The sequence below is a fragment of the Streptomyces sp. NPDC024687 genome, assembly GCF_055559055.1.
Window position 1 is genome coordinate 452,554 of record NZ_JBVHLJ010000007.1, and the last position, 25,589, is coordinate 478,142.

A 25,589-nucleotide genomic window follows, 5' to 3' on the forward strand; every position below is an offset into this window, starting at 1 on the left:
GAGGATCACGCATGCGCACCGCCCTGCTCCAGAGCTCCGGCCGCCCCGGCTCCGTCGAGGGGAACCTCAAGGTCCTCGACGAGGCCGCGGGCCGGGCCGCCGCCGCGGGCGCCGCGCTGCTGGCCGCACCCGAGATGTTCCTCACCGGGTACGCGATCGGCGATGACGTCGCCCGCCTCGCCGAGGCGGCCGACGGGGAGTCGGCGGACGCGGTCGCGGAGATCGCCTCCCAGCACGGCGTCGCGATCGCCTACGGCTACCCCGAACTGGCCGGCGGCTCCGTCTTCAACTCCGCCCAGCTGATCTCCGCCGACGGCACCCGGCTCGCCAACTACCGCAAGACCCACCTCTTCGGCTGCTTCGAGCGCGACCACTTCGAGCCTGGCGAACAGCCGGTCGTCCAAGCGGAGCTGGCCGGTCTCACCGTCGGCCTCATGATCTGCTACGACGTCGAGTTCCCGGAGAACGTCCGCGCCCACGCCCTCGCCGGCACCGACCTCCTCATCGTGCCGACGGCCCAGATGCACCCCTTCCAGTTCGTCGCCGAGTCCCTCGTGCCGGTGCGCGCCTGGGAGAACCAGCTGTACGTCGCCTACGTCAACCGGGTCGGCCCGGAAGGGGAGTTCGAGTTCGTCGGGCTCTCCGTGCTGGCCGGCCCCGACGGGGTGGCCCGCGCCCGCGCCGGCCGCGCCGAGGAGCTGGTGTTCGCCGACGCCGACCCCGAGTTCCTCGCCGCCTCCCGCGAGGCGAACCCGTACCTGGCGGACCGCAGGCCCGGCCTCTACGGGTCCCTCGTCTGAACCACCCCCCTGCTTCAAGGAGTCCGTACCCCATGACGTCCACCGTGCCCAACGCCGTCGAGCACGCAGACGAGCAGCAGCCGCCGATCACCATGTTCGGACCGGACTTCCCGTACGCCTACGACGACTTCCTCGCCCACCCGGCGGGCCTCGGCCAGATACCGGCGACCGAGCACGGCACCGAGATCGCGGTGATCGGCGGCGGTCTCTCCGGGATCGTGGCCGCGTACGAGCTGATGAAGATGGGCCTCAAGCCGGTCGTGTACGAGGCCGACCGGATCGGCGGACGGCTGCGGACCGTGGGCTTCGAGGGCTGTGACCCCTCGCTGACCGCGGAGATGGGCGCGATGCGCTTCCCGCCCTCCTCCACCGCCCTCCAGCACTACATCGACCTCGTCGGCCTGGAGACCCGCCCTTTCCCCAACCCCCTTGCGGAGACCACCCCTTCGACGGTCGTCGACCTCAAGGGCGAGTCGCACTACGCCGAGACCATCGCCGACCTCCCGCAGGTCTACCGCGATGTCGCCGAGGCCTGGAACAGGTGCCTCGAGGAGGGCGCCGACTTCACCGACATGAACCGCGCCCTGCGTGAGCGGGACGTGCCGCGCATCCGCGAGATCTGGGCGCGGCTCGTCGAGAAGCTCGACAACCAGACCTTCTACGGCTTCCTCTGCGACTCCGAGGCCTTCAAGTCCTTCCGGCACCGCGAGATCTTCGGCCAGGTCGGCTTCGGCACCGGCGGCTGGGACACCGACTTCCCCAACTCCATCCTGGAGATCCTGCGCGTCGTCTACACCGAGGCCGACGACCACCACCGCGGGATCGTCGGTGGTTCCCAGCAGCTGCCGCTCAGGCTGTGGGAGCGCGAGCCGGAGAAGATCGTGCACTGGCCGTACGGGACGTCGCTGAAGTCGTTGCACGTCGATGGTGAGCCCCGCCCGGCCGTGACCCGCCTGCACCGCACGGCCGGCAACCGGATCACCGTGACGGACGCCCGGGGAGACATCCGCACCTATCCGGCGGCGATCTTCACCGCGCAGTCCTGGATGCTGCTGTCCAAGATCGCCTGCGACGACTCGCTCTTCCCGATCGACCACTGGACGGCGATCGAGCGCACCCACTACATGGAGTCGTCGAAGCTCTTCGTCCCGGTCGACCGGCCGTTCTGGCTGGACAAGGCCGTCGACGACAGGGGAAATCCGACCGGCCGGGACGTCATGTCGATGACCCTCACCGACCGTATGACGCGCGGCACTTACCTCCTCGACGACGGCCCGGACAAGCCCGCCGTCATCTGCCTCTCCTACACCTGGTGCGACGACAGTCTGAAGTGGCTGCCGCTGTCCGCGAACGAGCGGATGGAGGTCATGCTGAAGTCGCTCGGCGAGATCTATCCCAAGGTCGACATCCGCAAGCACATCATCGGCAGCCCGGTGACGGTCTCCTGGGAGAACGAGCCCTACTTCATGGGCGCGTTCAAGGCCAACCTGCCCGGCCATTACCGCTACCAGCGGCGCCTGTTCACCCACTTCATGCAGGACGCGCTGCCCGAGGACAAGCGGGGCATCTTCCTCGCCGGCGACGACATCTCCTGGACGGCGGGCTGGGCCGAGGGCGCGATCCAGACGGCCCTGAACGCGGTCTGGGGCGTCATGCACCACTTCGGCGGCGAGACGGACGCGAGCAACCCGGGGCCGGGGGACGTGTACGAGGACATCGCACCGGTGGAGCTGCCGGAGGACTAGACCGCGGAACTCAACTGGTGCCACTTGCCGGAGGGTGCCGGACGGGCCGGTTCGGGCACACCACGGGTGACGGGGGTTCCAGGACAGCTCGGTACCTGGGTCGGGGGATCCGGCAACAGGACGTGCCATGTCGGGCACGTCCAGCCGCTCAGTCCGGCAACGGCGTGAGCAGCATGCGGCCCGCGAAGCCCACCGCCGTGTCCAGGCGCTCGGTGAAATCACCGGCCACGTCGGGCAGTCCGCGCAGCGCCCACAGGGCCCGGGCCGCGGTCCAGGTGGCGTCGCGGGCGCGGTCCAGGCTCCAGGAGCCCAGTAGATGGGTGAGCGGGTCGGCGATCTGGAGGAGGTCGGGGCCCGGCATCAGATCTTCGCGGATGCGCTCCTCCAGTGAGACGAGGAGGTCGCCCACGCGGTCGAACTCGTCCTCCACGTCGGCGGGTTCGCAGCCGAGGCTACGACAGGTGTCCACCACGGCCAGCGCCAGGTCGTGCCCGATGTGCGCGTTGATGCCCGCGAGCGCGAACTGCAGTGGCCGTACGCCGGGATGACGGCGAAACTGGAACAGGGGCCGCCAACAGGCCGGCGGACGGTGTTCGCCCGCGACCGCCTCCACCGCCGCGAGATAGCGCTCGGCGAACCGCACGTCCAGCGTGATCGCGGCCCGCGCGTCCGCGAACCTGCCCCTGTCGACGCACCGGTCGAACGCCTCGGTGACGGCGAGGTAGACGCGGTTGAAGACCGCCACACCGTCCCGCTCCGGCAGGTCCTCGTCCAGGGCGCGCATACGGGAGACGACCGCGTCGAGGGGAGTGGTGAACTGTTCCAATTGCGCCATACCGGCAGGGTCCCAGTCCTAGGCTGACCCGGGTACCGGCGGGCCCGACGCTTCCCCAGAACGGGGGAACGCGCCCGTCGCGCGAGGGGGGGGGGAGCGACCGGGTGTCAGGCCTACGCGCCCAGCGACTGGCCGCGCGCCGCGCCGCACGCAGGCGTGCCGCGGGCCGCACCGCGATGGTCGCGGCGGGCACCCTGGTGGTCGCCGTCGGCACCGCGACCGGGATGCTCTCCGCGCTCGACGGCCGCCCAGGCTCCGACCAGGCGCGGCCAGGGCTCGTCAGCGGCTCCCCGAGCCCGGAGCCGGATGCGCCGTCCGCCGTGCCGTCGGCCTCCGAGCCGGCCTCTCCCTCTCCCCCCGCCTCCGCCACCGCCTCGCCTGCCGCGAAGGCGAGCGCGTCCCCGTCCCCCAAGAAGGCGAGCCCCGGTCCACCGAAGGCGCTCCTCTACCGCCACCCCTCCTCCCAAGTGCTCGACTGGGTGCGGGACAACCCGCGCGACCGGCGCGCCGACGTCATAGCGGCCCGCATCGCCGACCGGCCCGCCGCGGTCTGGTTCGCCGACTACACCCCGGCCACCATCACCTCCCGGGTCCGCGCGGTCACCTCGGGCGGTGCCGCGCAGGGCCGGGTCCCGGTGCTCGTGGCGTACGCGATCCCGGCCCGCGACTGCGGCGGCGCCTCCCAGGGCGGGGCACCGGATCTCGGCGCGTACGACGCCTGGATCGACCGGTTCGCCGCGGGGCTCGGCTCCGGCGAGGTCGTCGTCGTCCTGGAGCCCGACGCGATCGCCCAGTCCGACTGCCTCCCGGCCGCCGGACGGGCCGACCGCTTCGCCTCGCTGGCCCGCGCGGGCCGCGTCCTGAAGGCCGCCGATCCCAGGGTCCGCGTCTACTACGACGCCGGTCACTCCGGCTGGCACCCGGCGGCCAGGCAGGCGGCCCTGCTGAAGCAGGCGGGCGCCGCCTCGGCCGCCTCCTCCGACGGGATCTTCAGCAACGTCTCCAACTTCCACTCCACACCCGCCGAGATCGCCTACGACCGCCAGGTCCTCGCCGCCCTCGCCGGACCGCCGAGCCTCGGCGCCGTCATCGACACCAGCCGCAACGGCAACGGCGCCCCGCCCGACGGCGAGTGGTGCGACCCGGCGGGCCGGAAGATCGGCCGGCCCCCGACCCTGGACACCGGCGAGCCGGAGATCGACGCCTACCTGTGGGTGAAGCTGCCGGGGGAGTCGGACGGCTGCAAGGGCACACCGGGCACGTTCAGCCCGTCGTACGCCTATGACCTGGCCTCGCCGTAGGACGGCCGACGGCCGCTCCGACCTGGGATGAGCGAACGCTTAGGATGGGGTCGTTGCCCTATACACCCAGGAGTTCCGCCCGTGACCGCCGACGCCACCCTCGCCCCCGCCCTGTCCTACGGCCGGCTGATCCCGGTCACGGTCCACTTCGACGACCTGGACGCCCTGGGCATGCTCCACAACGCCCGCTACCCCCTGCTCGTCGAGCGGGCCTGGACAGAGTTCTGGCAGGAGCGGGGTATCCGCTTCGAGGGGGACTGGGCGCGTGCCGGGGACGCCTGCAACGTCGTCAAGGAGCTGCTGATCGGCTACGACGTCCCCGTCACCCGGAGCGGCCCCTACGCCGTCCACCTGTGGCTGGAGCGACTCGGCACCACCGGCCTGACCTACGGCTTCCGGTTCTGTTCCGCGGATGGGGTCACGACGTACGCGCGCGGCACCCGGGTGCTGGTCCGGCTGGACCCCGGGACCCTGCGCCCCGCGCCCTGGAGTGAGGGCTTCAGGGCCGCCGGTCGGGAACTGCTGCGGGCGCGGGACTGAGCTTCGGGCGGTCCCGGTCTCCCGCGCGCAGCACGCCCGCGAAGGCGACGAGGCCACCGGCCAGGACGGTCACCAGGACGAACGAGACCGTCAGGTTGGTGGCCTGGGCGACCCCGCCCAGCAGGCTCGGCGCGATGAGCCCCGAGGTGTAGGTGATGGTCGCGACGCCCGCGATCGCCTGGCTCGGGTTGGGCCCGCTGCGCCCCGCCGCCGCGAAGCACAGCGGCACGACCACGGCGATGCCGAGACCCATCAGGGCGAAGCCGGTCATCGCCACCGCCGGATGGTTCGCCAGGACGATGAGCAGCCCGCCGCCGGCGCCCAGGACACCGCCCAGGCGGACCGTGCGGACCGACCCGAAGCGGTTGACCACGGCGTCGCCCGCGATCCGGGCCACCGCCATGGTGAGCATGAAGCCGGTCGTGCAGGCGGCGGCGAGTCCCGCCGAGGAGTCCAGCCGGTCCTTGAGGTACACCGCCGACCAGTCCAGGCTCGCCCCCTCCGCGAACACCGCGCAGAAACCGACCGTGCCGATCAGCAGGGCCGACTTCGGGGGCAGCGTGAACCGGGGCGGAGCCTCCTCGTCCGCACCGGCCTGCACGTCGAGGACCCACTGGCACGCCACCACGCCGAGGACGGTGAGGCAGGCCGCCGCCAGCGCGAAGTGCGCCCGCGCGTCCGCGCCCAGATGGGCTGCGAGCGTGCCGCCCGCCGACCCGACGAGCGCGCCCGCGCTCCACATGCCGTGCAGCCCGGACATGATCGACCTGCCCAGCAGGTTCTCGACCTCCACGCCGAGCGCGTTCATGACCACGTCGGCCATGCCGGCGCTCGCTCCGTACACGAACATCGCCGGGCACAAGGTGTAGAGGTTGGGCGCCAGCGCCGGCAGGACCAGGGACAGCGTCCACAGCACGAGCAGTCCGCGCAGTGCCGCCCGGCTGCCGAAGCGGTGGCTGATCCGGGCGGCGAGCGGCATCGCGCAGGACGCGCCGAACGCCGTGAAGGCCAGGGCGAAGCCCAGTTGACCCGCGCTCACCGAGGCGTGGTCCTGGATCCACGGCACGCGCGTCGCGAACGAGCCGGTCACGGCTCCGTGCACGGCAAACACGGCGGCCACGGCGTACCGGGCCCGCCGCACCTCTGCCGGCGCGTACCCCACATCGCTCATGATCGGGCCCCTCCAGATCCTCGTCACCACGCTGGTGCCGCCGTAAACTATCAGGGACCTTGCCTGATAGATAGCGCGTATTCGGCAGTGCGGATCTGAGAGGATTCCCGGCATGCCCGCATCCCCGAGCACTGCCCGGGCCATCAACGACCGGCTCGCCCTGCGACTGCTCCAGCAGGAAGGCCCGCTGACGGCAGGGCAGTTGAAGCAGCTCACCGGACTGTCCCGGCCGACCGTCGCCGACCTCGTCGAGCGCCTCGCCGTCGCCGGACTGATCGACGTGGTCGGGGAGTCGGGGGAGCAGCGCCGCGGCCCGAACGCGAAGCTGTACGGCATCGTCGCCGATCAGGCCCATCTCGCGGCCCTCGACGTGCGTACCGAGGGCGTCTCCGTCGTCGTCTCCGACCTGCTGGGACGGGTGCTGACCGAGGCTTCGGTACCCATCGGCGGGGACACCGGGACCGGGCCCGCGGTCGAGCAGGCCGTCGCGCTGGTCGAGCGGACGGCGAAGGAGGCGGGGGTGCCCGAGCTGCACACCGTCGGCATCGGCGCCCCCGGTCTGATCGACCCGGCCACGGGCGAACTGCGTGACACCGGCGGCCTGCCCGCCTGGCACCGTCGACTGGCGCTGGCGCTGCAGGAACGGCTCCCGCACACCCGCGTCCACGTCGAGAACGAGACCAACCTCGCGGCGCTGGCCGAACAGCGCGACGGCGTGGCCCAGGACCGGGACACCTTCGTCCTGCTGTGGCTCGGCCACGGCACGGGCGCGGCCGTCGTCCTGGACGGCACCCTGCGCAGGGGCGCGTCCGGCGGCACGGGAGAGATCGGGTTCCTGCCGGTGCCGGGTACGGCGGTGCTGCCGTCGGCGAGGGACTGTGAAGGAGGCTTCCACTCCCTGGCAGGGTCGGCGGCGATCGTGGAACTGGCGAGGCGGCACGGGCTGACGGTCGCGGCGCAAGGGCACGAGCCCCTGGCCGCGCACGTGGTCCGGGAGGCGGTGGCGGGCGGTGCGACGGACTTCCTCGACGCCCTCGCCGACCGCCTCGCCGTGGGAGTCGCCGCGGTCGTCGCCATCCTCGACCCGGGCTGTCTGGTCCTGGCCGGCGAGGTGGGCCGGGCGGGCGGGGCGGACCTCGCGGCGAGAGTGGAGCAACGGGTCCGCCGTATGTCACCGCTGCCCACCGAGGTGCGGGCGAGCGCGCTGGGCGGAGGGGCGGTCCTGCGAGGAGCCCTTCTCACGGCGAGGGAAAAGGCCCAGGACGAGTTGTTCGCACCCTTTCCGGTACGCGGAGCCCTGCCGTGAAGGAGACCCGGCGGCGGGCAAGGGCCGTCGTCACCGCCGCCGGGCCCGTCTCTACGGGTGTCCACGCAGGGCGACCCTAAAAAGGACTAGACCATTTCGTCAATGGATCTGAGCCATCAGCCCGTTGGGAATAAATCCGGCCGCACAAGTCCATCGATACGGTCTGTGAGCCACCCCACACCATTCGCTTGTGTGGACGTCGATCAGGCGTGGCAGACTGGCTCTGTACCAGAAGCAGCGCACTCCGGGGTCGGTGAAAGTCCGAACCGGCGGTTACAGTCCGCGACCCGTCCGCTTCCAGCGGCCGGTTGACCAGGTGAAATTCCTGGACCGACGGTTAAAGTCCGGATGGGAGGCAGTGCGCGGCGGGCGGGCATTCGTGCGCGCCGTCGTATCCGTTCGTCCTGAGGGACGAGTGTGTCCGGCGTCGCCCCCGATGTCCCCGCTCGTTCATTCTGTCGTCATCGACAGCCCCGGAGTCCGTGCCCGAAGAGGCAGGGAGGACCCGGGAAGTGTTCACCGGAATCGTCGAAGAGCTGGGCGAGATCACCGCCGTCGAGAACCTCGGCGACGCCTGTCGCTTCCGACTGCGCGGCCCCGTCGTCACCGAGGGCGCCAAACACGGGGACTCCATCGCCGTCAACGGCGTCTGCCTCACCGTCGTCGACCACGAGGGCGACGAGTTCACCGCCGACGTCATGGCCGAGACCCTCGACCGCTCCAGCCTCGGCGCCCTGGGCGTCGGCTCCCGCGTCAACCTGGAGCGCCCCACCGCCGTCGGCGCGCGCCTCGGCGGGCACATCGTGCAGGGCCACGTGGACGGCACCGGCGAGGTCCTGGAGCGCAAGCCCTCCGAGAACTGGGAGATCATCAAGATCTCGCTGCCCGCGGACCTCTCGCGCTATGTCGTGGAGAAGGGCTCCATCACGGTCGACGGCATCAGCCTCACCGTCGTGGACGCGGGCCCCGACTACTTCACCGTCAGCCTCATCCCCACCACCCTCGCCCTGACCACGCTCGGCCTCAAGCAGCCCGGCGCCCCGGTCAACCTCGAGGTCGACGTCGTCGCCAAGTACGTCGAGCGCCTGCTCGCGAGCGCTCAGGGGGCGGGACGGTGAACTCCCTCAACACCGAGGCCTTCACCCTGTTCGGCCAGCACATCCTCTGGTCTGACATGATCGGCAACGTCCTCGGCCTGATCGCCCTCGCCCTCGGCTGGCGGCGCAACCTGTGGAGCTGGCCGGTGCAGTTCGCCTCCGGCCTCATCCTCTTCGGCGCCTTCTACGGGCACCTCACCGGCAGCGCCGGCAAGCAGGCCGTCGTCATGGTCGTCGCCGTGTACGGCTGGTGGCAGTGGAACCGCAACAAGGGCGAGTCCGGCGACGGACACATCGCCCCCCGGTTCGCCACCTGGCGTGAACGCGGCGCCCTCGTCGGCGCCGCCGCCGTCGGCACCGTCGCCGTCGCCCTGCTCTTCAAGGCCTACCCGACCCTGTCCTGGGACCCCTGGCCGGACGCCTACATCTTCGTCGGCACCGTCGTCGCCATGTACGCCCAGGCCCGCGGCATGGTCGAGTTCTGGTTCGCCTGGCTCCTCGTCGACCTCGTCGGCGTCCCACTGAACTTCGCCAACGGCTACGCCTTCTCCGGCTTCGTCTACGTCATCTACGGCGCGCTCGTCCTGTGGGGCATGCGCGACTGGTGGCTGCGCTCCCGCGAGTCCGAGCAGCCCGCCCTGGAAGGAGCGCCGGCATGACCGCCGCACCCATTCTGTACAGCACCGACGGTTTCGAGGACTTCGCGCTGGACCCGGTCGAGCAGGCCATCGCGGACATCGCGGCCGGCCGCCCGATCGTGGTCGTCGACGACGAGGACCGCGAGAACGAGGGCGACCTGGTCGTGGCCGCCGAGAAGATCACCCCCGAGATCGTCGCCTTCATGATGAGCGAGTGCCGCGGCCTGATCTGCGCCCCCATGGAGGGCGACGAACTGGACCGGCTCAAGCTGCCGCAGATGGTCGACGACAACACCGAGTCGATGAAGACCGCGTTCACCGTCTCCGTGGACGCGTCCGGCGCGCACGGTGTGACCACCGGGATCTCGGCAGCCGACCGCGCGACCACGCTCCAGCTCCTGGCGAGCGGCGCCGCCGAGCCCACCGACTTCGTCCGGCCCGGCCACATCTTCCCGCTGCGCGCCAAGGACGGAGGCGTCCTGACCCGCAACGGCCACACCGAGGCCGCCGTCGACCTCGCCCGCCTCGCGGGACTGCGCCCGGCCGGCGCGATCGTCGAGATCGCCGGTGAGGACGGCCGGATGCTGCGGCTGCCCGAGCTGATCCCCTTCGCCCGCAAGCACGGCCTGACGATCATCTCCATCGAGGACCTGATCGCCTACCGCCGGAGCAGCGAGCCCACGGTCCGCCGCGAGGCCGAGACCCGGCTGCCCACCGCCCACGGCACCTTCACGGCGTACGGCTACCGCTCCACCGTCGACGGCGTCGAGCACGTCGCCCTCGTCCACGGTGAGATCGGCGACGGCGAGGACGTCCTGGTCCGCGTCCACTCCGAGTGCCTCACCGGCGACATCTTCGGCTCCCTGCGCTGCGACTGCGGCCCCCAGCTCGACGCCTCCCTGGAGCGCATCCAGGACGAGGGCAGGGGAGTGGTGGTCTACCTGCGCGGCCACGAGGGCCGAGGCATCGGCCTGCTGTCCAAGCTGCGGGCCTACGAACTCCAGGAACAGGGCCACGACACGCTCGACGCCAACCTGGAACTCGGCCTGCCCGCCGACGCCCGGGACTACGGCGCCGGCGCGCAGATCCTCGAGGATCTCGGGGTCCACAGCCTGCGTCTGATGACCAACAACCCCGACAAGTCCGACGCCCTCCTGCACCACGGCCTCAAGGTCACCGGCCGGGAGCCGATGCCCGTACAGGCGGGCGAGCACAACCTCCGCTACCTGCGCACCAAGCGGGACCGGATGGGCCACGACCTGCCCTGGCTGGACACCACCCCCGTGTCCACCTGCAGCAACCAGTAAGTACTTCGAGGAGACCTGAGAACGTGAGCGGCAAGGGTGCACCGGAGCTGTCCGTACGCAACGTGGGTGACCTTCGGGTCGCCGTCATCGCGGCGCAGTGGCACGAGAAGGTGATGGACGGACTGGTCGACGGCGCCCTGCGCGCCCTGCACGACCTGGGCATCGACGAGCCGACCCTGCTCCGGGTCCCCGGCAGCTGGGAGCTCCCGGTCGTCGCCAAGGTCCTCGCGGGCCGCGGCTACGACGCGATCGTCGCCCTCGGTGTCGTCATCCGCGGCGGCACCCCGCACTTCGAGTACGTGTGCCAGGGCGTCACCCAGGGCCTCACCCAGGTCTCGGTCGAGACCGGCGTCCCCGTCGGCTTCGGCCTCCTCACCTGCGACACCGAGGAGCAGGCCCTGGACCGCGCGGGCATCGAGGGCTCCCACGAGGACAAGGGGCACGAGGCGGTGACCGCCGCGGTGGCCACGGCGGCCACCCTCCGCTCAGTATCTGAACCGTGGCGTTAGGTGGTGCGGGCTTACGCGTAAAGTGGGCGCCACCATGTCCAATAAGACGTTCGAGGAGCTCTTCACCGAGCTCCAGCACAAGGCCGCCAACGGCGATCCCGCCACGTCCCGCACCGCAGAGCTGGTCGGCAAGGGCGTCCATGCCATCGGCAAGAAGGTCGTCGAAGAGGCCGCCGAGGTCTGGATGGCCGCCGAGTACGAGGGCAAGGAGGCGGCCGCCGAGGAGATCTCGCAGCTGCTCTACCACGTCCAGGTGATGATGGTCGCGCGCGGGATCTCCCTCGACGACGTCTACGCCCACCTGTAAGCCAGTCGCCGAAACCACCCCTCAGAGCAAAGGAAGCCGACCTCATGCTGCGCATCGCCGTCCCCAACAAGGGTTCCCTGTCAGGCCCCGCGGGGGAGATGCTGCATGAGGCCGGCTACCAGCAGCGCCGCGAGTCCAAGGAGCTGCGGATCGTCGACCCGGTCAACGACGTGGAGTTCTTCTACCTCCGCCCCCGGGACATCGCGATCTACGTGTCCTCCGGCCAGCTCGACATCGGCATCACCGGCCGCGACCTGCTCGTCGACTCCGGCGCCGACGCCGAGGAGATCCTCCCGCTCGGCTTCGCCCGCTCCACCTTCCGCTTCGCGTCCAAGCCCGGCACCGCGAGCGGCGTCGAGGACCTCAAGGGCAAGACGGTTGCCACCTCGTACGAGGGGATCGTCGCGGGGCACCTCGCCGACAACGGCATCGAGGCCTCCGTCGTCCACCTCGACGGCGCCGTCGAGACCGCCATCGAGCTCGGGGTCGCCGAGGTCATCGCGGACGTCGTCGAGACCGGCACCAGCCTGCGCAACGCGGGCCTGGAGGTCTTCGGCGAGCCGATCATGAAGTCCGAGGCCGTCGTCATCCGCCGCACCGGCGCAGACGCCGACGACGCCGCCGAGTCGAAGGTGCAGCAGTTCCTGCGCCGCCTCCAGGGCGTCCTCGTGGCCCGGACGTACGTGATGATGGACTACGACTGCCGTGTCGAGCAGCTCGAGAAGGCCGTCGCGCTCACGCCGGGCCTGGAGTCCCCGACCGTGTCCCCGCTGCACAACGAGGGCTGGGTCGCCGTCCGCGCGATGGTCCCCGCCAAGGAGGCGCAGCGGATCATGGACGACCTGTACGACATCGGTGCGCGGGCCATCCTGACGACGGCGATCCACGCCTGCCGTCTCTGAGGAGCGCATCACAGATGTCCTCCGAACTTCCCGAACTTCCCGTCACCTTCCGGCCGGGCCGCACCCGTGCCGTGCTGATCACCGCCGGTGTCGCGATCTTCGTGACCATCACGGTGATCGCGCTCCTGCTGGAACAGCTCGGCCCGGGCGAGCGCCTGAGCTTCATCGTCACCGCGGCCCTGCTCGCCGGTGTGCTGTTCCTGCTGGCGAGGGTGAAGGTCGTCGCCGACGAGTCCGGTGTCACCGTCCAGAACATCGCCGGCCGGCGGCATCTGGCATGGGCCGAGATCATCCAGGTGAACCTCCGCCCGGGCGACCCGTGGGTGTTCCTCAATCTCAGCGACGGCACCAGCCTGCCCGCGCTCGGCATCCAGCCGGGCATCGCGAAACAGCAGGCCATCGCCGACGCGAAGGCCCTGCGGGCGCTCGCCGAGGCCCGCTCCACAGCCCGCTCCGACGAAGATCAGGGCTGACTCGGGGGATTCCACCCTGCCGCAATGGGCCTTGTCTTGATTAATCTGTTGGCGGAGGCGTTTTCCTTGCGTCTCCGCCTCACGTTGTTCCTGCTACCCGAGGAGTGACTCCCTCCAGCGATGGACGGATCGTCCTGTAGTACCTGCGCCGCCCCCTCCCGAGATATCGAGCGCGATATCGAGGCGGCGGCATGACCATCCCCCTGCTGCTCCTCGGAGCGGCGTTCCTGCTGATTCTCGCCAACGGCTTCTTCGTGGCGGCCGAGTTCGGCCTCGTCACCGTCGAGGCCACGGACGCCGAGAAGGCCGCCGCGGAAGGCGACCGTCGTGCCCGCAGGGTCGCCGAGTCGCTCAAGGAGCTGTCGTTCCAGCTCTCCGGCACCCAGCTCGGCATCACCATCACCTCCCTCGTCGTCGGCATGCTCGCCGAACCGGCGCTCGCGGAACTGCTGCACGGCCCGTTCAGGGCCATCGGCATCCCCGGGGGCGCGGTCTCCGGTGTGGCCGTCGTCGTCGGCATGCTGCTGGCCTCCGCCGTGCAGATGGTGATCGGCGAACTCGTGCCCAAGAACTGGGCGGTGTCCAAGCCGATGCAGGTCGCCCGCTTCGTCGCCGGCCCGCAGCACGCCTTCGCCCGCCTGTTCCGGCCGGTGATCGCCGCACTCAACGCGGTCGCCAACCGTCTCGTCCGCGCGCTCGGCATCGAGCCCGCCGACGAACTGGCCTCCGCCCGCACCCCCGGCGAGCTGGTCTCCCTGGCCCGCCACTCGGCCCAGGCCGGCACCCTGGAACAGGACACCGCGGACCTCTTCGTCCGCACCCTGTCGCTCGCCGAGCTCACCGCGCAGCACGTCATGACCCCGCGCGTGAAGGTCAGCTCCCTCCAGGCCTCGGCCACCGCCGAGGACGTCGTCAACCTCACCCGCGCCACCGGCCTGTCCCGCTTCCCGGTCTACCGGGAGAAGATCGACGAGATCGTCGGCATGGTCCACCTCAAGGACGCCCTGGCGGTCCCGGTGCAGGACCGGCTGCGCACCCCCGTCGGCCGCATCGCCCGCCCGGCGCTGCTGGTGCCCGAGACCCTCCCCGTCCAGCCCCTCCTCGCCCAGCTGCGCAACGAGCAGCCCATCGCCGTCGTCGTCGACGAGTACGGCGGCACGGCCGGCGTGGTCACCCTGGAGGACATCGTCGAGGAGATCGTCGGCGAGGTCCGCGACGAGCACGACGGTCAGGACGTCCCCGAACTCGCCGCGGCCCCGCCCGAGGACGGCCGCCTCGCCTGGGAGGCCGACGGCAGCTGCCGCGTCGACATCCTCCTACGCATCGGCCTCGACGTGCCCGAGGGGCCGTACGAGACCGTCGCCGGGCTGGTCGCCGACCTGCTCGGCCGTATCCCCGCCGTCGGCGACCGGGCCGAACTGCCCGGCTGGCGGCTCACCGTCCGCCAGGTCGGGCACTACCGTGCCGAGCGGGTCCGCCTGGTCCGCACGGTCCCCGCGGTCAACGTCATGGAGGCCGCCCGATGAGCGTGCTCCAACTCCTCTTCGCCGCCCTGCTCGTGCTCGCCAACGGCTTCTTCGTCGGCGCAGAGTTCGCGCTGGTCTCCGTGCGCCGCAGCCAGGTCGAACCGCTCGGCACGGCACGCGCCCGCCAGGTCCTGTACGGCCTGGAGCGGCTGCCCCAGATGATGGCGGCGGCCCAGTTCGGCATCACGGTGTGCTCGCTGACGCTCGGCGCGGTCGCCGAACCGACGGTCGCGCAGCTACTCGAGCCGGTCTTCGAGTGGGTCCACATGCCGCACGGCATGATCCACCCGCTGGGCTATGTGATCGCCCTGGCCGCGGTCGTCTTCTTCCACCTCGTCATCGGCGAGATGGTCCCGAAGAACCTCGCGATGGCGGCCCCGGAGAAGGTCGCGCTGTGGCTCAGCCCCGGGCTGGTTTACTTCGCCCGCTTCTGCCAGCCGATCACCATCGCCCTCGGCGCCTGCGCCCGGGCCATCCTGCGGCTCTTCCACGTCGAGCCCAAGGACGAGGTCGAGGCCGTCTTCACCAGCGAACAGCTGAACCGGCTGGTGGAGGACTCCGGCCAGGCGGGCCTGCTGGACCCCGAGGAACAGGAACGCCTGGAGGACGCGCTGGAACTGGGCTCGCGCCCGGTGACGGACGTCCTGCTGAAGCGGGAGTCCCTGGTGATAGTGCGCCCCTCGGTGACTCCGGGCCAGATCATCGAGCTCACCGGCCGCACCGGGTACTCACGCTTCCCGGTCGCCGCGGACAACGGCGCCTTCATGGGGTACCTGCACGTGAAGGACGTACTGGACCTGGAGGACTCGCAGCGGGCGGTGCCCCAGCAGATCTGGCGGCCGATGACGAAGCTCAGGTCCGACCTGCCGCTGGACGACGCCCTCACGGTGATGCGCAGGGCGGCGACTCACCTCGCCCAGGTGGCGGACGGTTCCGGGAAGGTGCTGGGGCTGGTCGCGCTGGAGGACGTACTGGAACTGCTGGTCGGCGAGGTACGGGATCCTGCGCACCGGGAGCTGCCGGAGGTCCGGGTGACCGAGCCTCGGAGCAGCGAGGAGGCGCTGGCGTCGTAATTCGTCGGCTGCGGCCTTTCAGGGGCGCGGGAACTGCGCGACAAGCCCCCACCGGCCTGCAGCCGACGCACTACATCGGCGACGGATCCTGCGGCCCCCGCCCCGACAGGACCTCTCCGTACGCCTGCATCAGGTCCGGCAGCCGCAAGGTCGACAAGTCGTCCCGGGTCAACGTCCCCGGGTACACGGACAACCGCAGATCCCGATACGCGCAGCTCTTTTCGTAGAGCGTCCGCAGGAACCGCCCGTTGCCCAGCTCGTCGATCCACCCCTGGTCCACCACATGCCCGGCGATGGAGCGCAGCTCGTCCAGCGCCTCCTCGTCCCAGATGTCGCCGTTGTCCGCCGCCAGCACCTCGCCGATGGAGGTGAGTTCGAGGGGGCGGTACGACGGGAAGTCCACCCGGGTCGTGAAACGGGACGACAAGCCCGGGTTCGCGGCCAGCAGACGGTCCATGCCCTCCGGGTAACCCGCCAGGATCACGACCAGGTGGTCCCGGTTGTCCTCGGCCCGCTTCAGCAGGACCTGGAGCGCCTCGTCGCCGTACGCGTCCCCCTTGCCGTAACCGGAGTTGGAGAGCGAGTACGCCTCGTCGACGAAGAGCACCCCGCCGAGGGCCGAGTCGATCAGTTCGTTCGCCTTGACGGCCGTCTGGCCGAGGTACTCCCCGACCAGATCGGCCCGCTGCGCCTCCACGAGGTGGTCGCCGCCGAGCAGGCCGAGGGCGTAGAAGACGCGGCCCAGGATGCGGGCCACCGTGGTCTTGCCGGTGCCGGAGGGGCCCGAGAAGACGAAGTGACGTTTGGGCGGCTGGACCGGCAGGCCCTGCCCGGCGCGCAGGCGGGCCATGTTCAACTGCGCGGACAGGGCCTTGACCTGGCGCTTCACGGGCTCCAGTCCCACCATGCGCTCCAGCTCGGTGAGCGCCTCCTCCAGTAAGACCGGATCGGTGGGCCCCGCGGGCAGCGGCCCCGACGGCACGCCGGACCTCTCGCGTCCGGCCGGGTCGGACATCGAGGGCAGCGGACCCGTGGGCGGCGGCTCCGGACCGGAGAGCTTCAACTCCCGTCCCTCGCCGCCGAACAGTGGGTCGATCCCGTCGGGCCCCTCCAGCACGTCCTGGCCGAACCCGGTGAGCGTGATCGCCGCGAGGTCGGCGGAGTCGTCGTACCCGTCGCCCTCGGCGATCGCGGCGAGCCGGGCCGAGGTGTCCATGAAGGCGGGGTCGACGCGGTGCACGGCCCGGTAGAGGGGAACCGCGGCGGCGGACCGGCCCGTCCCCTCGTGCGCCCGGGCCAGCCAGTACCGCAGCTCCTTGCGCTGGGGCTGTTCGCTGCGACAGCGCATCAGGGCCGCCGAGAGCAGGGGTTCGGCCTGGCCGTACATCTCCAGGCGGACCCGGGCCATGCCGCCGAACAACCCCGCCTCGATGCCGAGCATGGCGTCGTCGATCAGCGGGTCGGTGTGCCGGACCAGTTGCTCCCAGTCCTTGACGAGATAGGCACGGCAGGCGTGCAGGAAGCGGACCTGGTGGTCGGTGTCCACCGGGGGCAGGCCCGCGAGGGCCCGGTCGAGCTCGGGAACATGGCGGCCGTCCAGCCAGTGCGAGGCGTGCGCCAGGAGCAGGTCACGCGGGCTCTCCAGGACCGGTTGCACCCACCAGCCCAGCCAGTACCAGGAGTTGAGGGTGCGTCGGTGCCGGGCGCGCTGTTCGCCGAAACGCTCGCGGTGCCGGAACATCCGGAGCAGCGCGGTCGTCGTGTCGACGCGCAGCGCGTGCAGTCCGAGCCAGCCGTCGGCCATCCCGGGATCGATCCGCACCGCGGTCCGGAACTCCTCCTCCGCCTGTGGATAGGCGCCCATCGTGTAGGCGTCCACACCTCGCAGCCAGGCCAGCTCGGCCGGGGCCTCGGGGCCCTGCGTGCCGAAATCCATCACGTCCCCCACAAACCGTGCCCCCGTGGTTTCACCACCGGGCCGACGCCCGGTGGCCGCCTTCGTCAACCGCTGTGCCGCGGACCGGAGTTCAACGGTGCGCAGAGCAGTCGTCCGTAGGTCGCACCGAGGGCATCGTACCTGCGGTGGTGCCGCCCGCCGTAGGGTGCCGCACAGGCCGTTTGGCGAGGTGGGAGCAGATGAGGCGCACCACGAGTGGTGACCGAGGGTGAGCGATTCGCGCCTCACGGCGTCCGGAAATCCGTGTGAGGGCAGAACGAAGCCCCCGATCACGGGGGAACAACCGGGGGCTTCGCGTCTGCGGGCGGCGTTTTAACGGCCGCACATTGAGAACGTAAGACCTGTACGGCCCCTCGGTCAAGCGGAGTTGGGCGACTCAGGCAAGTTCCTACCGGCGGGTCTTCACAGGTTCAACACATCGCCGCTGGACCGTCACTCTGCGTGACATTGCGGTCCGGTCCAACGGTCCCACCGGGCCCTTCGGTGATCTCGTATCCCTTCTGGCACTGCTGTACCAAGAGGTCGGCGAAGGGGCGGGATGGGTCTTCGGCGAAATGCCGTTGTTCCGCCAGGACCCACTGGTCCCAGAACTCCCGCAGCTCCGTCCCGTCCCGGGAGCGGCCGCGCGCCCAGGACTCCTCGCTCGGCAGCTCCATCCACAGCAGTCGCGCCAGGTGCGGCCGCAGCGCGCGCCGTCCCGCGCCGACCCCCTCCACCAGGATCACCGGCGCGGGCGGCAGGGCGCGGGACGGTCCGAAGCGGCGGGCGTGCCAGTCGTAGGGCGCGTAGTGCGCGGTCTCGCCTCGGCCGAGCGGAGCGATCACCTCGCGCAGCAGCCGCCCGGTCCAGTCGAACAGTTCGTCGTGGCTCGCGATGTCGTCGAGGTGCAGCACCGGAGCGCCGTCGAGCGCCTCGGCCAACTGCCCGGCGAACGTGGACTTTCCGGAACCGGCGTGTCCGTCGACGCCGATCAGACGGACCGGGCCGCAGGACGGGGGCAGCCGGCGGAGCCGGGAGGCGAGGAAGCGGATGAGAAGTTCCTGAGGTGCTCATACGGATGGGCGGTCGGGCCCGTCCAGTCTAGTGAGGGGCCTGTGATCGCCGCCGGAACCGCAGCTTCCCAGGTCATGCCAGTGGACGAGACCAATATTTGTGGGCGTGGCATGGGCGGAAGTGCTGGCAGGAGCATGCCGCCTCATCCATAGTGGGCGCACAACCGTGCATTGGACCCGCCCCGACGCGGACACCTGGGGGTCTTCCCACCCATGAGCAGAGCCGAACAGCCGTCCCGCAGAACCGTTCTGGCCGTCGCGGTCGCCGCCGCGGTGGCAGGCGGCGCGGGCCCCGCGACCGCCGCCGAGACCGAGGCCGTCGTGGAGCCCGGCGACACCGCCGCCCGCCCGGTCGACAACCACGCCTGGACCACCTACAGCGACTGGCGCAGCGGCACCGCCGAAGGCACCCGTGCCGTCGCCGGCAAACGCCCCGGCCTCGTGATCGGCGCCCCCACGGGCACCACCGAATACACCGACCCGCACACCGGGACCACCGCCACCTGGGAGTACGCGACCTGGACCGCCCCGGTCCACCGGCTCACCGTGCCCTCGACCGAGGTGATCGCCTCCTGGAACGCCCACACCCCGGCCGGCACCTGGATCCAGATCGAGCTCCAGGGGACGTACTCCGACGGCACGGCCACCCCCTGGTACGTGATGGGCCGCTGGGCGGCCGGCGACGGGGACATCAAGCGCACCTCGGTCGACGACCAGACCGACGGCAGGAGCACGATCTGGACGGACACCTTCGCGATCGACGACCCGTCGACCGGGCTGCGGCTGTCCTCGTACCGGCTGCGGCTGACCCTGTACCGCAAGCCCGGCGCGAAGAACACGCCGACCGTCTGGCGGCTCGGCGCGATGGGCTCGGACGTCCCGGACCGCTTCACCGTCCCGGCCTCCGCGCCCGGTCTCGCCAAGGAACTGATCGTCCCGCGCTACTCGCAGGAGATCCACAAGGGCCAGTACCCGGAGTACGACAACGGCGGCGAGGCCTGGTGCAGCCCCACCTCCTCACAGATGATCATCGAGTACTGGGGCGGCCGGCTCACCAGGGAGCAGCTGGCCTGGGTCGACCCGTCGTACGCCGACCCGCAGGTCTGCCACGCGGCCCGGTACACCTACGACTACCAGTACGCGGGCTGCGGCAACTGGCCGTTCAACGCCGCCTACGCGGCCACCTTCAAGGATCTCCAGGGGGTGGTGACCCGGCTGGGCTCGCTCACCGACCTGGAGACCCTGATCGCGGCCGGCATCCCGGCCATAACGTCCCAGTCGTTCCTGAAGGAGGAGCTCACCGGGGCCGGCTACGGCACCTCCGGCCACCTCATGACCGTCATCGGCTTCACCGCCGAGGGTGATGTGATCGCCAACGACCCGGCCTCGCCGAGCGACGAGGCGGTGCGGCGCGTCTACAAGCGGCGCGAGTGGGAGAACATCTGGCTGCGTACCAAGCGGTACAACGCCAGTGGCAAGGTCGTCTCCGGCACCGGAGGCGTCTGCTACCTGTACTTCCCCGCCTGTCCGACCCCGCGCCAGCGCAAGGTCCTCGCGGCGGTGGGCGTCCGCTGAGAACGATCAGGGCCCCGGGCGACCGGGGCCCTGTGACCAAGGTCTCTGCCGCAAAAGCCGCTGCCGGTGGCAAAGTGGACGGATCGGTGGGGGGATCCACCCAGTCGCCCGAGATCAGCGAGATTCCATGACCGCACAGTCAGCCGCCGCCGCCCGCACCCGTACCGGCGGCCCCCAGGACGACGGCCCGAAGATCGTCGAACACATCGCGGGCTGGGCCCTGGTCGCGGTGATCGCGATGCTTGTCACGCAGCTCGGTCTCCTGTGACCTGACACATAGGTGACCTGACATACTGCGGATGTCCCGCCGCCGCCCGAGACCAGGGTCGAAACGTGAATATCAGTGAGCAGCGTGAAGCCGCCCGGCCGCGGGCTCGCGGCACCGAGCGCTCGGTCGCGCGCCGCGCCGAACTCATCGCCATCGGGCGGAAGTTGTTCGCGGACACGTCCTACGACGCGCTCTCCATGGACGACATCGCCAAGCAGGCGCATGTCGCCAAGGGCCTGATCTACTACTACTTCCAGTCCAAGCGGGGCTACTACCTGGCGATCATCCAGGACTCCGTCGCCGACCTGGTCACCTACGCGGCGAGCGGTCTGGAGATGGAGCAGGTGGACCGCGTCCAGCGCACCCTGGACAGCTATCTGCGCTACGCCGAACACAACCAGGCGGCCTACCGCACCGTCGTCAGCGGCGGTGTCGGTTTCGACGCCGAGGTGCACGCCATCCGGGACGGGGTGCGCGAGGCGATCGTCGCGACCATCGCCGAAGGGGCATACGGCCGTACCGACATCTCCCCGCTGGCCCGCATGGGTCTGCTCGCCTGGGTGTGCAGTGTGGAGGGCGCCACACTCGACTGGATCGACCGCCCGCCCCAGCTCTCCCGCGACACCCTGTGCTCCCTCCTCGTGAAGACGCTCGGCGCCTCGATGCGCGCCATCGAGGAGCTGGACCCCGCCCACCCGGCGCCCGAGCCCGCTCGCCGGGACGGCTGACGGCAAGGGGCGGAGGCTCGTGGTCCCCTGCCCCAAGTCCCCCGTGGGACCGGTCGGTTCACGACCTGGTCCCGGCTAGCTGATCGCCTTGATCAGTTCGCCGCCCGAGGTGTCCCCGCTCAGCTCCCAGAAGAAGGTGCCGCCCAGGCCCTGCTGGTTCTTGTACGTCATCTTCGTGCCGATGGTCGCGGGGGTGTCGTAACTCCACCAGTTGTTCCCGCACTTGGCGTACGCGGTGCCACCGACCGTCCCCGTCGCCGGGCACTTGGCCTTGAGCACCTTGTAGTCGTCGATGCCCTGCTCGTAGGTGCCCGCCGCCGGGCCGGTCGCGGTGCCGCCAGGCGCCGACTGGGTCACGCCGGTCCAGCCGCGGCCGTAGAAGCCGATGCCGAGCAGCAGTTTGGAGGCCGGCATGCCAAGGCCCTTGAGCTTGGCGATGGTCGCCGAGGTGTAGTACCCCGCCTTTGGGATGCCGGAGTAGGAGTTCAGCGGCGAGTGCGGGGCCGTCGGTCCTGAGGCGTCCCAGGCGCCGAAGTAGTCGTACGTCATCGGGTTGTACCAGTCGACGTACTGGGCGGCGCCCGCGTAGTTCGCCGCGTCGATCTTGCCGCCGGCCGTGGCGTCCGCGGTGATCGCGGCGGTGACCAGCGAGCCGCTGCCGAACTTCGAACGCAGCGCCGCCATCAGGTTCTTGAACGCCTCCCTGCCGCTGGTGTCACAGGTGTTGCCGCAGGCGTTCGGGTACTCCCAGTCGATGTCGATGCCGTCGAAGACATCGGCCCACTTGGAGTTCTCGACCAGGTCGTAGCAGGACTGCGCGAACGCGGCGGGGTTGCGGGCGGCCTCGCCGAAGCCGCTCGACCAGGTCCAGCCGCCGAACGACCAGATGACCTTCAGGCCCGGGTGCTTCTTCTTCAGCTCGCGCAGCTGGTTGAAGTTGCCCCGCAGCGGCTGGTCCCAGGTGTCCGCGACCCCGTCCACGGACTCGGCCGCCGTGTAGGTCCGGTCGGTCGCGGCGTAGGCGTCGCCCATCGCGCACTTGCCGCCGGTGACGTTGCCGAAGGCGTAGTTGATGTGGGTCAGCCTCGCCGCCGAGCCGGAGGTCTCGATGTTCTTGACGTAGTACTTGCGGTCGTAGGTGCCCCATTCGGTGAAGTAGCCGACGACCTTGGAGCCGGCGGCCTTCGTGTGGGGAGCCTCGGGGGTCGCTGTCGCGCTGCTCGCGCCGGCGAGCAGGCCCGCGCCGAGGACCGCGCAGCACGCGGCGGAGATCAGCGCCCGGAAGCGGACGCGGTGGGGAAGGTGCATCGGTGTCTCCTCGTGGGGGAGAGGGGAACGCCAGCCGATTGGCATGAACGCGGTGAAGCGCTGCCGGAACAGTAGGAGGACTAGACCACCTCGTCAATGGTTCGGACCAATCCCGGGTCGATTCGAGGTCGGTTGTCGGCGGGCTGGGCTATCTTGAAGTAAGCGGTCGTTAACCAGTGACCGGGTGTCTCCTTTCGGGCATACTCACAGGGCGCAGCCGCTGGTCAGCAGCTTCCGTGACCCGGGAGACGCGAGCAGCGACCAGGCGTCCAGTGAGACCGGCGGAGCCGCCCCACCCCACGGCGTGCGCCCGCCAGCGCCCTACAGGGAGGAGAGCGTCGCCATGCCCGACCGCGCCCCGCAGCCGGTGGACCGGCAACTGCCCACGGACGAGGCCCGGGATCTGATCTCGCTCGTCCGCGACATCGCGCAGCACGAGATCGCCCCCAAGGCGGCCGAGGAGGAGGACGCCGGGCATTTCCCTCGCGAGGTCTTCACCCTGCTCTCCCGCACCGGCCTGCTCGGTCTGCCCTACGCCTCGGAACACGGCGGCGCCGACCAGCCGTACGAGGTCTACCTCCAGGTCCTCGAAGAGCTCGCCGCCGCTCGCCTCACCGTCGGCCTCGGTGTCAGCGTGCACACCCTCGCCTCCTACGCGCTCGCCACCTACGGCACCAAGGAGCAGCAGGTCGAGCACCTGCCCGCGATGCTCGGCGGCGGACTGCTCGGCGCCTACTGCCTCTCCGAGCCCTCGTCCGGCTCGGACGCGGCCTCGCTGCGCACCCGAGCGGTCCGGGACGGCGACGAGTGGGTGATCACCGGCACCAAGGCATGGATCACCCACGGCGGGGTCGCCGACTTCTACACCGTCATGGCGCGCACCGGCGAGGAAGGGCCGCGCGGGATCACCGCCTTCCTGGTGCCCGCCGACGCGGAGGGCGTGAGCGCCGCGGTGCCGGAGAAGAAGATGGGCATGAAGGGCTCGCCCACCGCCCAGGTGCACTTCGACGGGGTGCGCGTCCCGGACGGACGGCGCATCGGCGACGAGGGGCAGGGCTTCGCGATCGCACTGTCCGCGCTCGACTCGGGACGGCTCGGCATCGCGGCCTGCGCGATCGGAGTGGCCCAGGCGGGCCTCGACGAGGCGGTCGGCTATGCGACCGGGCGACAGCAGTTCGGGCGGCCGATCGCCGACTTCCAGGGGTTGCGCTTCATGCTCGCCGACATGGCGACCCAGATCGAGGCGGGCCGCGCCCTCTACCTCGCGGCGGCGCGGCTGCGTGACGCCGGGCGGCCCTTCGCCAAGCAGGCGGCCATGGCGAAACTGCACTGCACCGACACCGCGATGAAGGTCACCACCGATGCCGTCCAGGTCCTCGGCGGCTATGGGTACACCGCGGACTTCCCGGCCGAGCGGTACATGCGCGAGGCCAAGGTCCTGCAGATCGTCGAGGGCACCAACCAGATCCAGCGGATGGTCATCGCCCGTCACCTAGCGGGTCCGGAGACGCGCTGAACTGCCCCGGCCTGACCTGCGGCGCCGCGAGCCGTACCCACTCCGGATCGTGGCGCCCGGGCAGCGTGCGGCCGCCGCTCGCCCAGGTGCGCAGCAGGTCACGGTAGATGGGCGGGTCCTGGAGCGGCGGCGGGGCCGGGCGAAAGGCGGACGGTGCCGACGGAGCCGATTCTGCGACCGGTGCATACGTACGGGTCATACCGGGGCAACGCGGAAGTCGGCGGTCGGGTCACGGTGTCCGCAATCGAGCGTGAGTTCACGGACGTCCGGCCGAACGCGAGGGCAGTCACAGTGGCCTGACGTACCGTCAGGCAACCGCCGATCCAGAGAGATTCGGGACACGCTGAACCCGCACCACGGCAGCCTGCGGGCCGTGGTGCAGGGCAGCTACGGGGATCGGAAGAGGCGGCTCAGGCGGCCTGGCGGCGCAGCACCGGCACGCGCATGGGGCGCGAACCCGGGCCGGCGATGTGTGAGAACGGCTGGGTCCGCCAGTCGAGCCCCTGAGGGAGCGTCAACAGCAGGGCGGTGTCCTGTTCCTGGGGCTCCGCCGACTCGTCCGCGGACCGGGCCTCGGCGGCCTTGCGGCCCGTACCGGCACAGACCGTGAGGCCGAACGGGTTCCACGGCGAGGCGCACAGCGCGTGCTCCGGCAGGACCTCCTCGTCCGCCAGCAGGGCGATGGGCTGCGCGCAGTCCGGGCAGATCACCCGGTACATCTCGAAGGTGTCGTACGCGTCGAACTCCTCGTCGAGGGCGTCCGGTTCGACGCCCTCCGGCTCGAACTCGACAACCGCCTGGAGGCGCTTGGGCGCGGTGCGACCAGGACGCTGAAGACTCTGCATTGGGTTCTCCCCCTCGGACTGGGCCGTGAAGGCGCTGCGGCCTCGACCACAGCAAGCACTTCCCGTCCCGCCATGGCGGTAATCACGCGGACATCACGGAGGCTCTCGCAGCGGTGTGGCCTTCGTCACATGCCGCTCGCAGATGCCCGAGGCGGTCGCTTTGTCCCTCAGGCGACTCACAGGCGCCCCTCGGTCACATCACGAACCGGGCATGACCTGGGGCGCTCAGGTATCCGAGGAGATCAGCCGCACTGTAGGTTCTTGCGCCATGGAGGAGCTGGACCGACAAATCGTGCAGCTGCTCGTCAAGGACGGGCGGATGAGTTACACGGACCTGGGCAAGGCCACGGGCCTGTCCACCTCGGCCGTGCACCAGCGGGTGCGGCGGCTGGAGCAGCGAGGTGTCATCCGCGGGTACGCCGCGGTGGTCGACTCCGAGGCGGTGGGCCTGCCCATGACCGCGTTCATCTCGGTGAAACCGTTCGACCCCAGCGCCCCCGACGACATCGCGGACCGGCTGGCCGGCGTCCCCGAGATCGAGGCGTGCCACAGCGTGGCGGGCGACGAGAACTACATCCTCAAGGTGCGGGTGGCGACGCCGCACGAGCTGGAGGAGCTGCTGGCGAGGGTGAGGTCACTGGCAGGGGTCTCCACGCGTACCACGGTGGTCCTTTCGACCCCGTACGAGGCAAGGCCGCCGAGGATCTGACGGGGCTGGGCCGCCCTTTTCGGGGGTGCGGGGAACTGCGCGACCAGCCACAACGCACCGACCCCCGAAAGGCGACCCGCACCGCCTACGGCCCGAACCCC

Annotated in this window: 25 protein-coding genes and 1 riboswitch; of the genes, 19 read left to right on the forward strand and 6 right to left on the reverse strand. The window is 70.7% G+C overall.

What is annotated here, in order from left to right; translation table 11 throughout:
• Positions 1-11 precede the first annotated feature (11 nt).
• Entirely contained in the window at positions 12-800 is a 789-nt protein-coding gene (locus ACZ39I_RS28590; RefSeq protein ID WP_467247515.1) for a carbon-nitrogen hydrolase family protein, read from the forward strand.
• Positions 801-832: 32 nt separating this feature from the next.
• Positions 833-2,545: a flavin monoamine oxidase family protein gene (locus ACZ39I_RS28595; protein WP_467247516.1), complete on the forward strand. Its 1,713-nt coding sequence runs from the start codon at positions 833-835 to the stop codon at positions 2,543-2,545.
• Between the two features lie 148 nt (positions 2,546-2,693).
• On the opposite strand, the gene ACZ39I_RS28600 is transcribed toward ACZ39I_RS28595, so the two are convergent.
• Positions 2,694-3,380 (reverse strand): DUF5995 family protein, encoded by a 687-nt coding sequence (locus tag ACZ39I_RS28600; RefSeq protein ID WP_467247517.1) that lies wholly within the window; start codon positions 3,378-3,380, stop codon positions 2,694-2,696.
• 176 nt (positions 3,381-3,556) lie between these two features.
• Between ACZ39I_RS28600 and ACZ39I_RS28605 the strand changes: the two genes are divergently transcribed.
• Complete coding sequence (locus ACZ39I_RS28605; RefSeq protein WP_467247607.1) at positions 3,557-4,681, forward strand: glycoside hydrolase family 6 protein; 1,125 nt, start codon at positions 3,557-3,559, stop codon at positions 4,679-4,681.
• A gap of 81 nt (positions 4,682-4,762) precedes the next feature.
• The gene (locus ACZ39I_RS28610; protein WP_467247518.1) at positions 4,763-5,221 is read left to right on the forward strand and encodes an acyl-CoA thioesterase; all 459 of its coding nucleotides are present in this window, start codon (positions 4,763-4,765) and stop codon (positions 5,219-5,221) included.
• Here the strand turns inward: ACZ39I_RS28610 and ACZ39I_RS28615 are convergent.
• Positions 5,181-6,392, reverse strand: a complete 1,212-nt coding sequence (locus ACZ39I_RS28615; protein WP_467247519.1) for an MFS transporter — start codon at positions 6,390-6,392, stop codon at positions 5,181-5,183. The genes ACZ39I_RS28610 and ACZ39I_RS28615 overlap by 41 nt on opposite strands.
• A gap of 112 nt (positions 6,393-6,504) precedes the next feature.
• Between ACZ39I_RS28615 and ACZ39I_RS28620 the strand changes: the two genes are divergently transcribed.
• From ACZ39I_RS28620 to ACZ39I_RS28665, 10 genes are all read left to right on the forward strand, one after another.
• On the forward strand, positions 6,505-7,698 hold the full coding sequence (locus ACZ39I_RS28620) for an ROK family transcriptional regulator (RefSeq protein WP_467247520.1): 1,194 nt from the start codon (positions 6,505-6,507) through the stop codon (positions 7,696-7,698).
• Positions 7,699-7,933: 235 nt separating this feature from the next.
• A riboswitch (FMN riboswitch) is annotated at positions 7,934-8,064 on the forward strand.
• Between the two features lie 146 nt (positions 8,065-8,210).
• Positions 8,211-8,816 carry a riboflavin synthase gene (locus tag ACZ39I_RS28625; RefSeq protein ID WP_467247521.1) on the forward strand — a complete coding sequence of 202 codons (606 nt, stop codon included), beginning with the start codon at positions 8,211-8,213 and terminating at the stop codon, positions 8,814-8,816.
• Positions 8,813-9,454 carry a nicotinamide mononucleotide transporter family protein gene (locus ACZ39I_RS28630; RefSeq protein WP_352389930.1) on the forward strand — a complete coding sequence of 214 codons (642 nt, stop codon included), beginning with the start codon at positions 8,813-8,815 and terminating at the stop codon, positions 9,452-9,454. Before ACZ39I_RS28625 ends, ACZ39I_RS28630 begins: the two co-directional genes overlap by 4 nt.
• Positions 9,451-10,740 carry a bifunctional 3,4-dihydroxy-2-butanone-4-phosphate synthase/GTP cyclohydrolase II gene (locus ACZ39I_RS28635; protein WP_467247522.1) on the forward strand — a complete coding sequence of 430 codons (1,290 nt, stop codon included), beginning with the start codon at positions 9,451-9,453 and terminating at the stop codon, positions 10,738-10,740. Before ACZ39I_RS28630 ends, ACZ39I_RS28635 begins: the two co-directional genes overlap by 4 nt.
• A gap of 23 nt (positions 10,741-10,763) precedes the next feature.
• Positions 10,764-11,249, forward strand: coding sequence for a 6,7-dimethyl-8-ribityllumazine synthase (gene ribH / locus ACZ39I_RS28640; RefSeq protein ID WP_389819867.1), 486 nt, complete (start codon positions 10,764-10,766; stop codon positions 11,247-11,249).
• A gap of 34 nt (positions 11,250-11,283) precedes the next feature.
• Positions 11,284-11,556, forward strand: coding sequence for a phosphoribosyl-ATP diphosphatase (locus ACZ39I_RS28645; protein WP_020117406.1), 273 nt, complete (start codon positions 11,284-11,286; stop codon positions 11,554-11,556).
• 44 nt (positions 11,557-11,600) lie between these two features.
• Positions 11,601-12,458 (forward strand): ATP phosphoribosyltransferase, encoded by an 858-nt coding sequence (hisG, locus tag ACZ39I_RS28650; RefSeq protein ID WP_352389927.1) that lies wholly within the window; start codon positions 11,601-11,603, stop codon positions 12,456-12,458.
• Between the two features lie 14 nt (positions 12,459-12,472).
• Positions 12,473-12,931: a PH domain-containing protein gene (locus tag ACZ39I_RS28655; RefSeq protein ID WP_467247523.1), complete on the forward strand. Its 459-nt coding sequence runs from the start codon at positions 12,473-12,475 to the stop codon at positions 12,929-12,931.
• A 191-nt stretch (positions 12,932-13,122) separates the two neighbouring features.
• Positions 13,123-14,457 carry a hemolysin family protein gene (locus tag ACZ39I_RS28660; RefSeq protein ID WP_467247525.1) on the forward strand — a complete coding sequence of 445 codons (1,335 nt, stop codon included), beginning with the start codon at positions 13,123-13,125 and terminating at the stop codon, positions 14,455-14,457.
• Positions 14,454-15,530: a hemolysin family protein gene (locus ACZ39I_RS28665; RefSeq protein ID WP_467247527.1), complete on the forward strand. Its 1,077-nt coding sequence runs from the start codon at positions 14,454-14,456 to the stop codon at positions 15,528-15,530. The genes ACZ39I_RS28660 and ACZ39I_RS28665 overlap by 4 nt, the downstream gene beginning before the upstream one ends.
• A 70-nt stretch (positions 15,531-15,600) precedes the next feature.
• Here the strand turns inward: ACZ39I_RS28665 and ACZ39I_RS28670 are convergent, their stop codons facing one another.
• Together ACZ39I_RS28670 and ACZ39I_RS28675 are read right to left on the reverse strand one after the other, a co-directional pair.
• A complete protein-coding gene (locus ACZ39I_RS28670; protein ID WP_467247529.1) occupies positions 15,601-17,466 on the reverse strand; it encodes an AAA family ATPase in 1,866 nt (621 codons plus the stop codon).
• A 431-nt stretch (positions 17,467-17,897) separates the two neighbouring features.
• Complete coding sequence (locus ACZ39I_RS28675; protein WP_467247608.1) at positions 17,898-18,518, reverse strand: uridine kinase family protein; 621 nt, start codon at positions 18,516-18,518, stop codon at positions 17,898-17,900.
• Positions 18,519-18,752: 234 nt separating this feature from the next.
• On the opposite strand from ACZ39I_RS28675, the gene ACZ39I_RS28680 reads away from it, so the two are divergent.
• From ACZ39I_RS28680 to ACZ39I_RS28690, 3 genes are all read left to right on the forward strand, one after another.
• The gene (locus tag ACZ39I_RS28680; RefSeq protein ID WP_467247530.1) at positions 18,753-20,114 is read left to right on the forward strand and encodes a peptidase C39 family protein; all 1,362 of its coding nucleotides are present in this window, start codon (positions 18,753-18,755) and stop codon (positions 20,112-20,114) included.
• Between the two features lie 127 nt (positions 20,115-20,241).
• Positions 20,242-20,382 (forward strand): SCO1431 family membrane protein, encoded by a 141-nt coding sequence (locus tag ACZ39I_RS28685; RefSeq protein ID WP_467247532.1) that lies wholly within the window; start codon positions 20,242-20,244, stop codon positions 20,380-20,382.
• Between the two features lie 65 nt (positions 20,383-20,447).
• Complete coding sequence (locus ACZ39I_RS28690) at positions 20,448-21,110, forward strand: TetR/AcrR family transcriptional regulator (protein ID WP_352389920.1); 663 nt, start codon at positions 20,448-20,450, stop codon at positions 21,108-21,110.
• 75 nt (positions 21,111-21,185) lie between these two features.
• On the opposite strand, the gene ACZ39I_RS28695 is transcribed toward ACZ39I_RS28690, so the two are convergent.
• Positions 21,186-22,418, reverse strand: coding sequence for a glycoside hydrolase family 18 protein (locus tag ACZ39I_RS28695; protein ID WP_467247533.1), 1,233 nt, complete (start codon positions 22,416-22,418; stop codon positions 21,186-21,188).
• A gap of 343 nt (positions 22,419-22,761) precedes the next feature.
• On the opposite strand from ACZ39I_RS28695, the gene ACZ39I_RS28700 reads away from it, so the two are divergent.
• Positions 22,762-23,934 carry an acyl-CoA dehydrogenase gene (locus tag ACZ39I_RS28700; protein WP_467247534.1) on the forward strand — a complete coding sequence of 391 codons (1,173 nt, stop codon included), beginning with the start codon at positions 22,762-22,764 and terminating at the stop codon, positions 23,932-23,934.
• 410 nt (positions 23,935-24,344) lie between these two features.
• Here the strand turns inward: ACZ39I_RS28700 and ACZ39I_RS28705 are convergent, their stop codons facing one another.
• Positions 24,345-24,779 (reverse strand): hypothetical protein, encoded by a 435-nt coding sequence (locus ACZ39I_RS28705; protein ID WP_467247535.1) that lies wholly within the window; start codon positions 24,777-24,779, stop codon positions 24,345-24,347.
• A gap of 268 nt (positions 24,780-25,047) precedes the next feature.
• Between ACZ39I_RS28705 and ACZ39I_RS28710 the strand changes: the two genes are divergently transcribed.
• Complete coding sequence (locus ACZ39I_RS28710) at positions 25,048-25,488, forward strand: Lrp/AsnC family transcriptional regulator (protein WP_451477928.1); 441 nt, start codon at positions 25,048-25,050, stop codon at positions 25,486-25,488.
• The last annotated feature ends 101 nt before the right edge of the window (positions 25,489-25,589 follow it).

What these genes read in the sequence shown, in the direction of transcription:
- hisG (WP_352389927.1), top strand. Translation starts at nt 11,601, where the DNA reads ATGCTGCGCATCGCCGTCCCCAACAAGGGTTCCCTGTCAGGCCCCGCG.
- ACZ39I_RS28600 (WP_467247517.1), bottom strand. Translation starts at nt 3,380, where the DNA reads ATGGCGCAATTGGAACAGTTCACCACTCCCCTCGACGCGGTCGTCTCC.
- ACZ39I_RS28605 (WP_467247607.1), top strand. Translation starts at nt 3,557, where the DNA reads ATGGTCGCGGCGGGCACCCTGGTGGTCGCCGTCGGCACCGCGACCGGG.
- ACZ39I_RS28645 (WP_020117406.1), top strand. Translation starts at nt 11,284, where the DNA reads ATGTCCAATAAGACGTTCGAGGAGCTCTTCACCGAGCTCCAGCACAAG.
- ACZ39I_RS28620 (WP_467247520.1), top strand. Translation starts at nt 6,505, where the DNA reads ATGCCCGCATCCCCGAGCACTGCCCGGGCCATCAACGACCGGCTCGCC.
- ACZ39I_RS28705 (WP_467247535.1), bottom strand. Translation starts at nt 24,779, where the DNA reads ATGCAGAGTCTTCAGCGTCCTGGTCGCACCGCGCCCAAGCGCCTCCAG.
- ACZ39I_RS28595 (WP_467247516.1), top strand. Translation starts at nt 833, where the DNA reads ATGACGTCCACCGTGCCCAACGCCGTCGAGCACGCAGACGAGCAGCAG.
- ACZ39I_RS28685 (WP_467247532.1), top strand. Translation starts at nt 20,242, where the DNA reads ATGACCGCACAGTCAGCCGCCGCCGCCCGCACCCGTACCGGCGGCCCC.
- ACZ39I_RS28670 (WP_467247529.1), bottom strand. Translation starts at nt 17,466, where the DNA reads ATGGATTTCGGCACGCAGGGCCCCGAGGCCCCGGCCGAGCTGGCCTGG.
- ACZ39I_RS28680 (WP_467247530.1), top strand. Translation starts at nt 18,753, where the DNA reads ATGAGCAGAGCCGAACAGCCGTCCCGCAGAACCGTTCTGGCCGTCGCG.
- ACZ39I_RS28710 (WP_451477928.1), top strand. Translation starts at nt 25,048, where the DNA reads ATGGAGGAGCTGGACCGACAAATCGTGCAGCTGCTCGTCAAGGACGGG.
- ACZ39I_RS28665 (WP_467247527.1), top strand. Translation starts at nt 14,454, where the DNA reads ATGAGCGTGCTCCAACTCCTCTTCGCCGCCCTGCTCGTGCTCGCCAAC.
- ACZ39I_RS28655 (WP_467247523.1), top strand. Translation starts at nt 12,473, where the DNA reads ATGTCCTCCGAACTTCCCGAACTTCCCGTCACCTTCCGGCCGGGCCGC.
- ACZ39I_RS28660 (WP_467247525.1), top strand. Translation starts at nt 13,123, where the DNA reads ATGACCATCCCCCTGCTGCTCCTCGGAGCGGCGTTCCTGCTGATTCTC.
- ACZ39I_RS28700 (WP_467247534.1), top strand. Translation starts at nt 22,762, where the DNA reads ATGCCCGACCGCGCCCCGCAGCCGGTGGACCGGCAACTGCCCACGGAC.
- ACZ39I_RS28635 (WP_467247522.1), top strand. Translation starts at nt 9,451, where the DNA reads ATGACCGCCGCACCCATTCTGTACAGCACCGACGGTTTCGAGGACTTC.
- ACZ39I_RS28590 (WP_467247515.1), top strand. Translation starts at nt 12, where the DNA reads ATGCGCACCGCCCTGCTCCAGAGCTCCGGCCGCCCCGGCTCCGTCGAG.
- ACZ39I_RS28615 (WP_467247519.1), bottom strand. Translation starts at nt 6,392, where the DNA reads ATGAGCGATGTGGGGTACGCGCCGGCAGAGGTGCGGCGGGCCCGGTAC.
- ACZ39I_RS28695 (WP_467247533.1), bottom strand. Translation starts at nt 22,418, where the DNA reads ATGCACCTTCCCCACCGCGTCCGCTTCCGGGCGCTGATCTCCGCCGCG.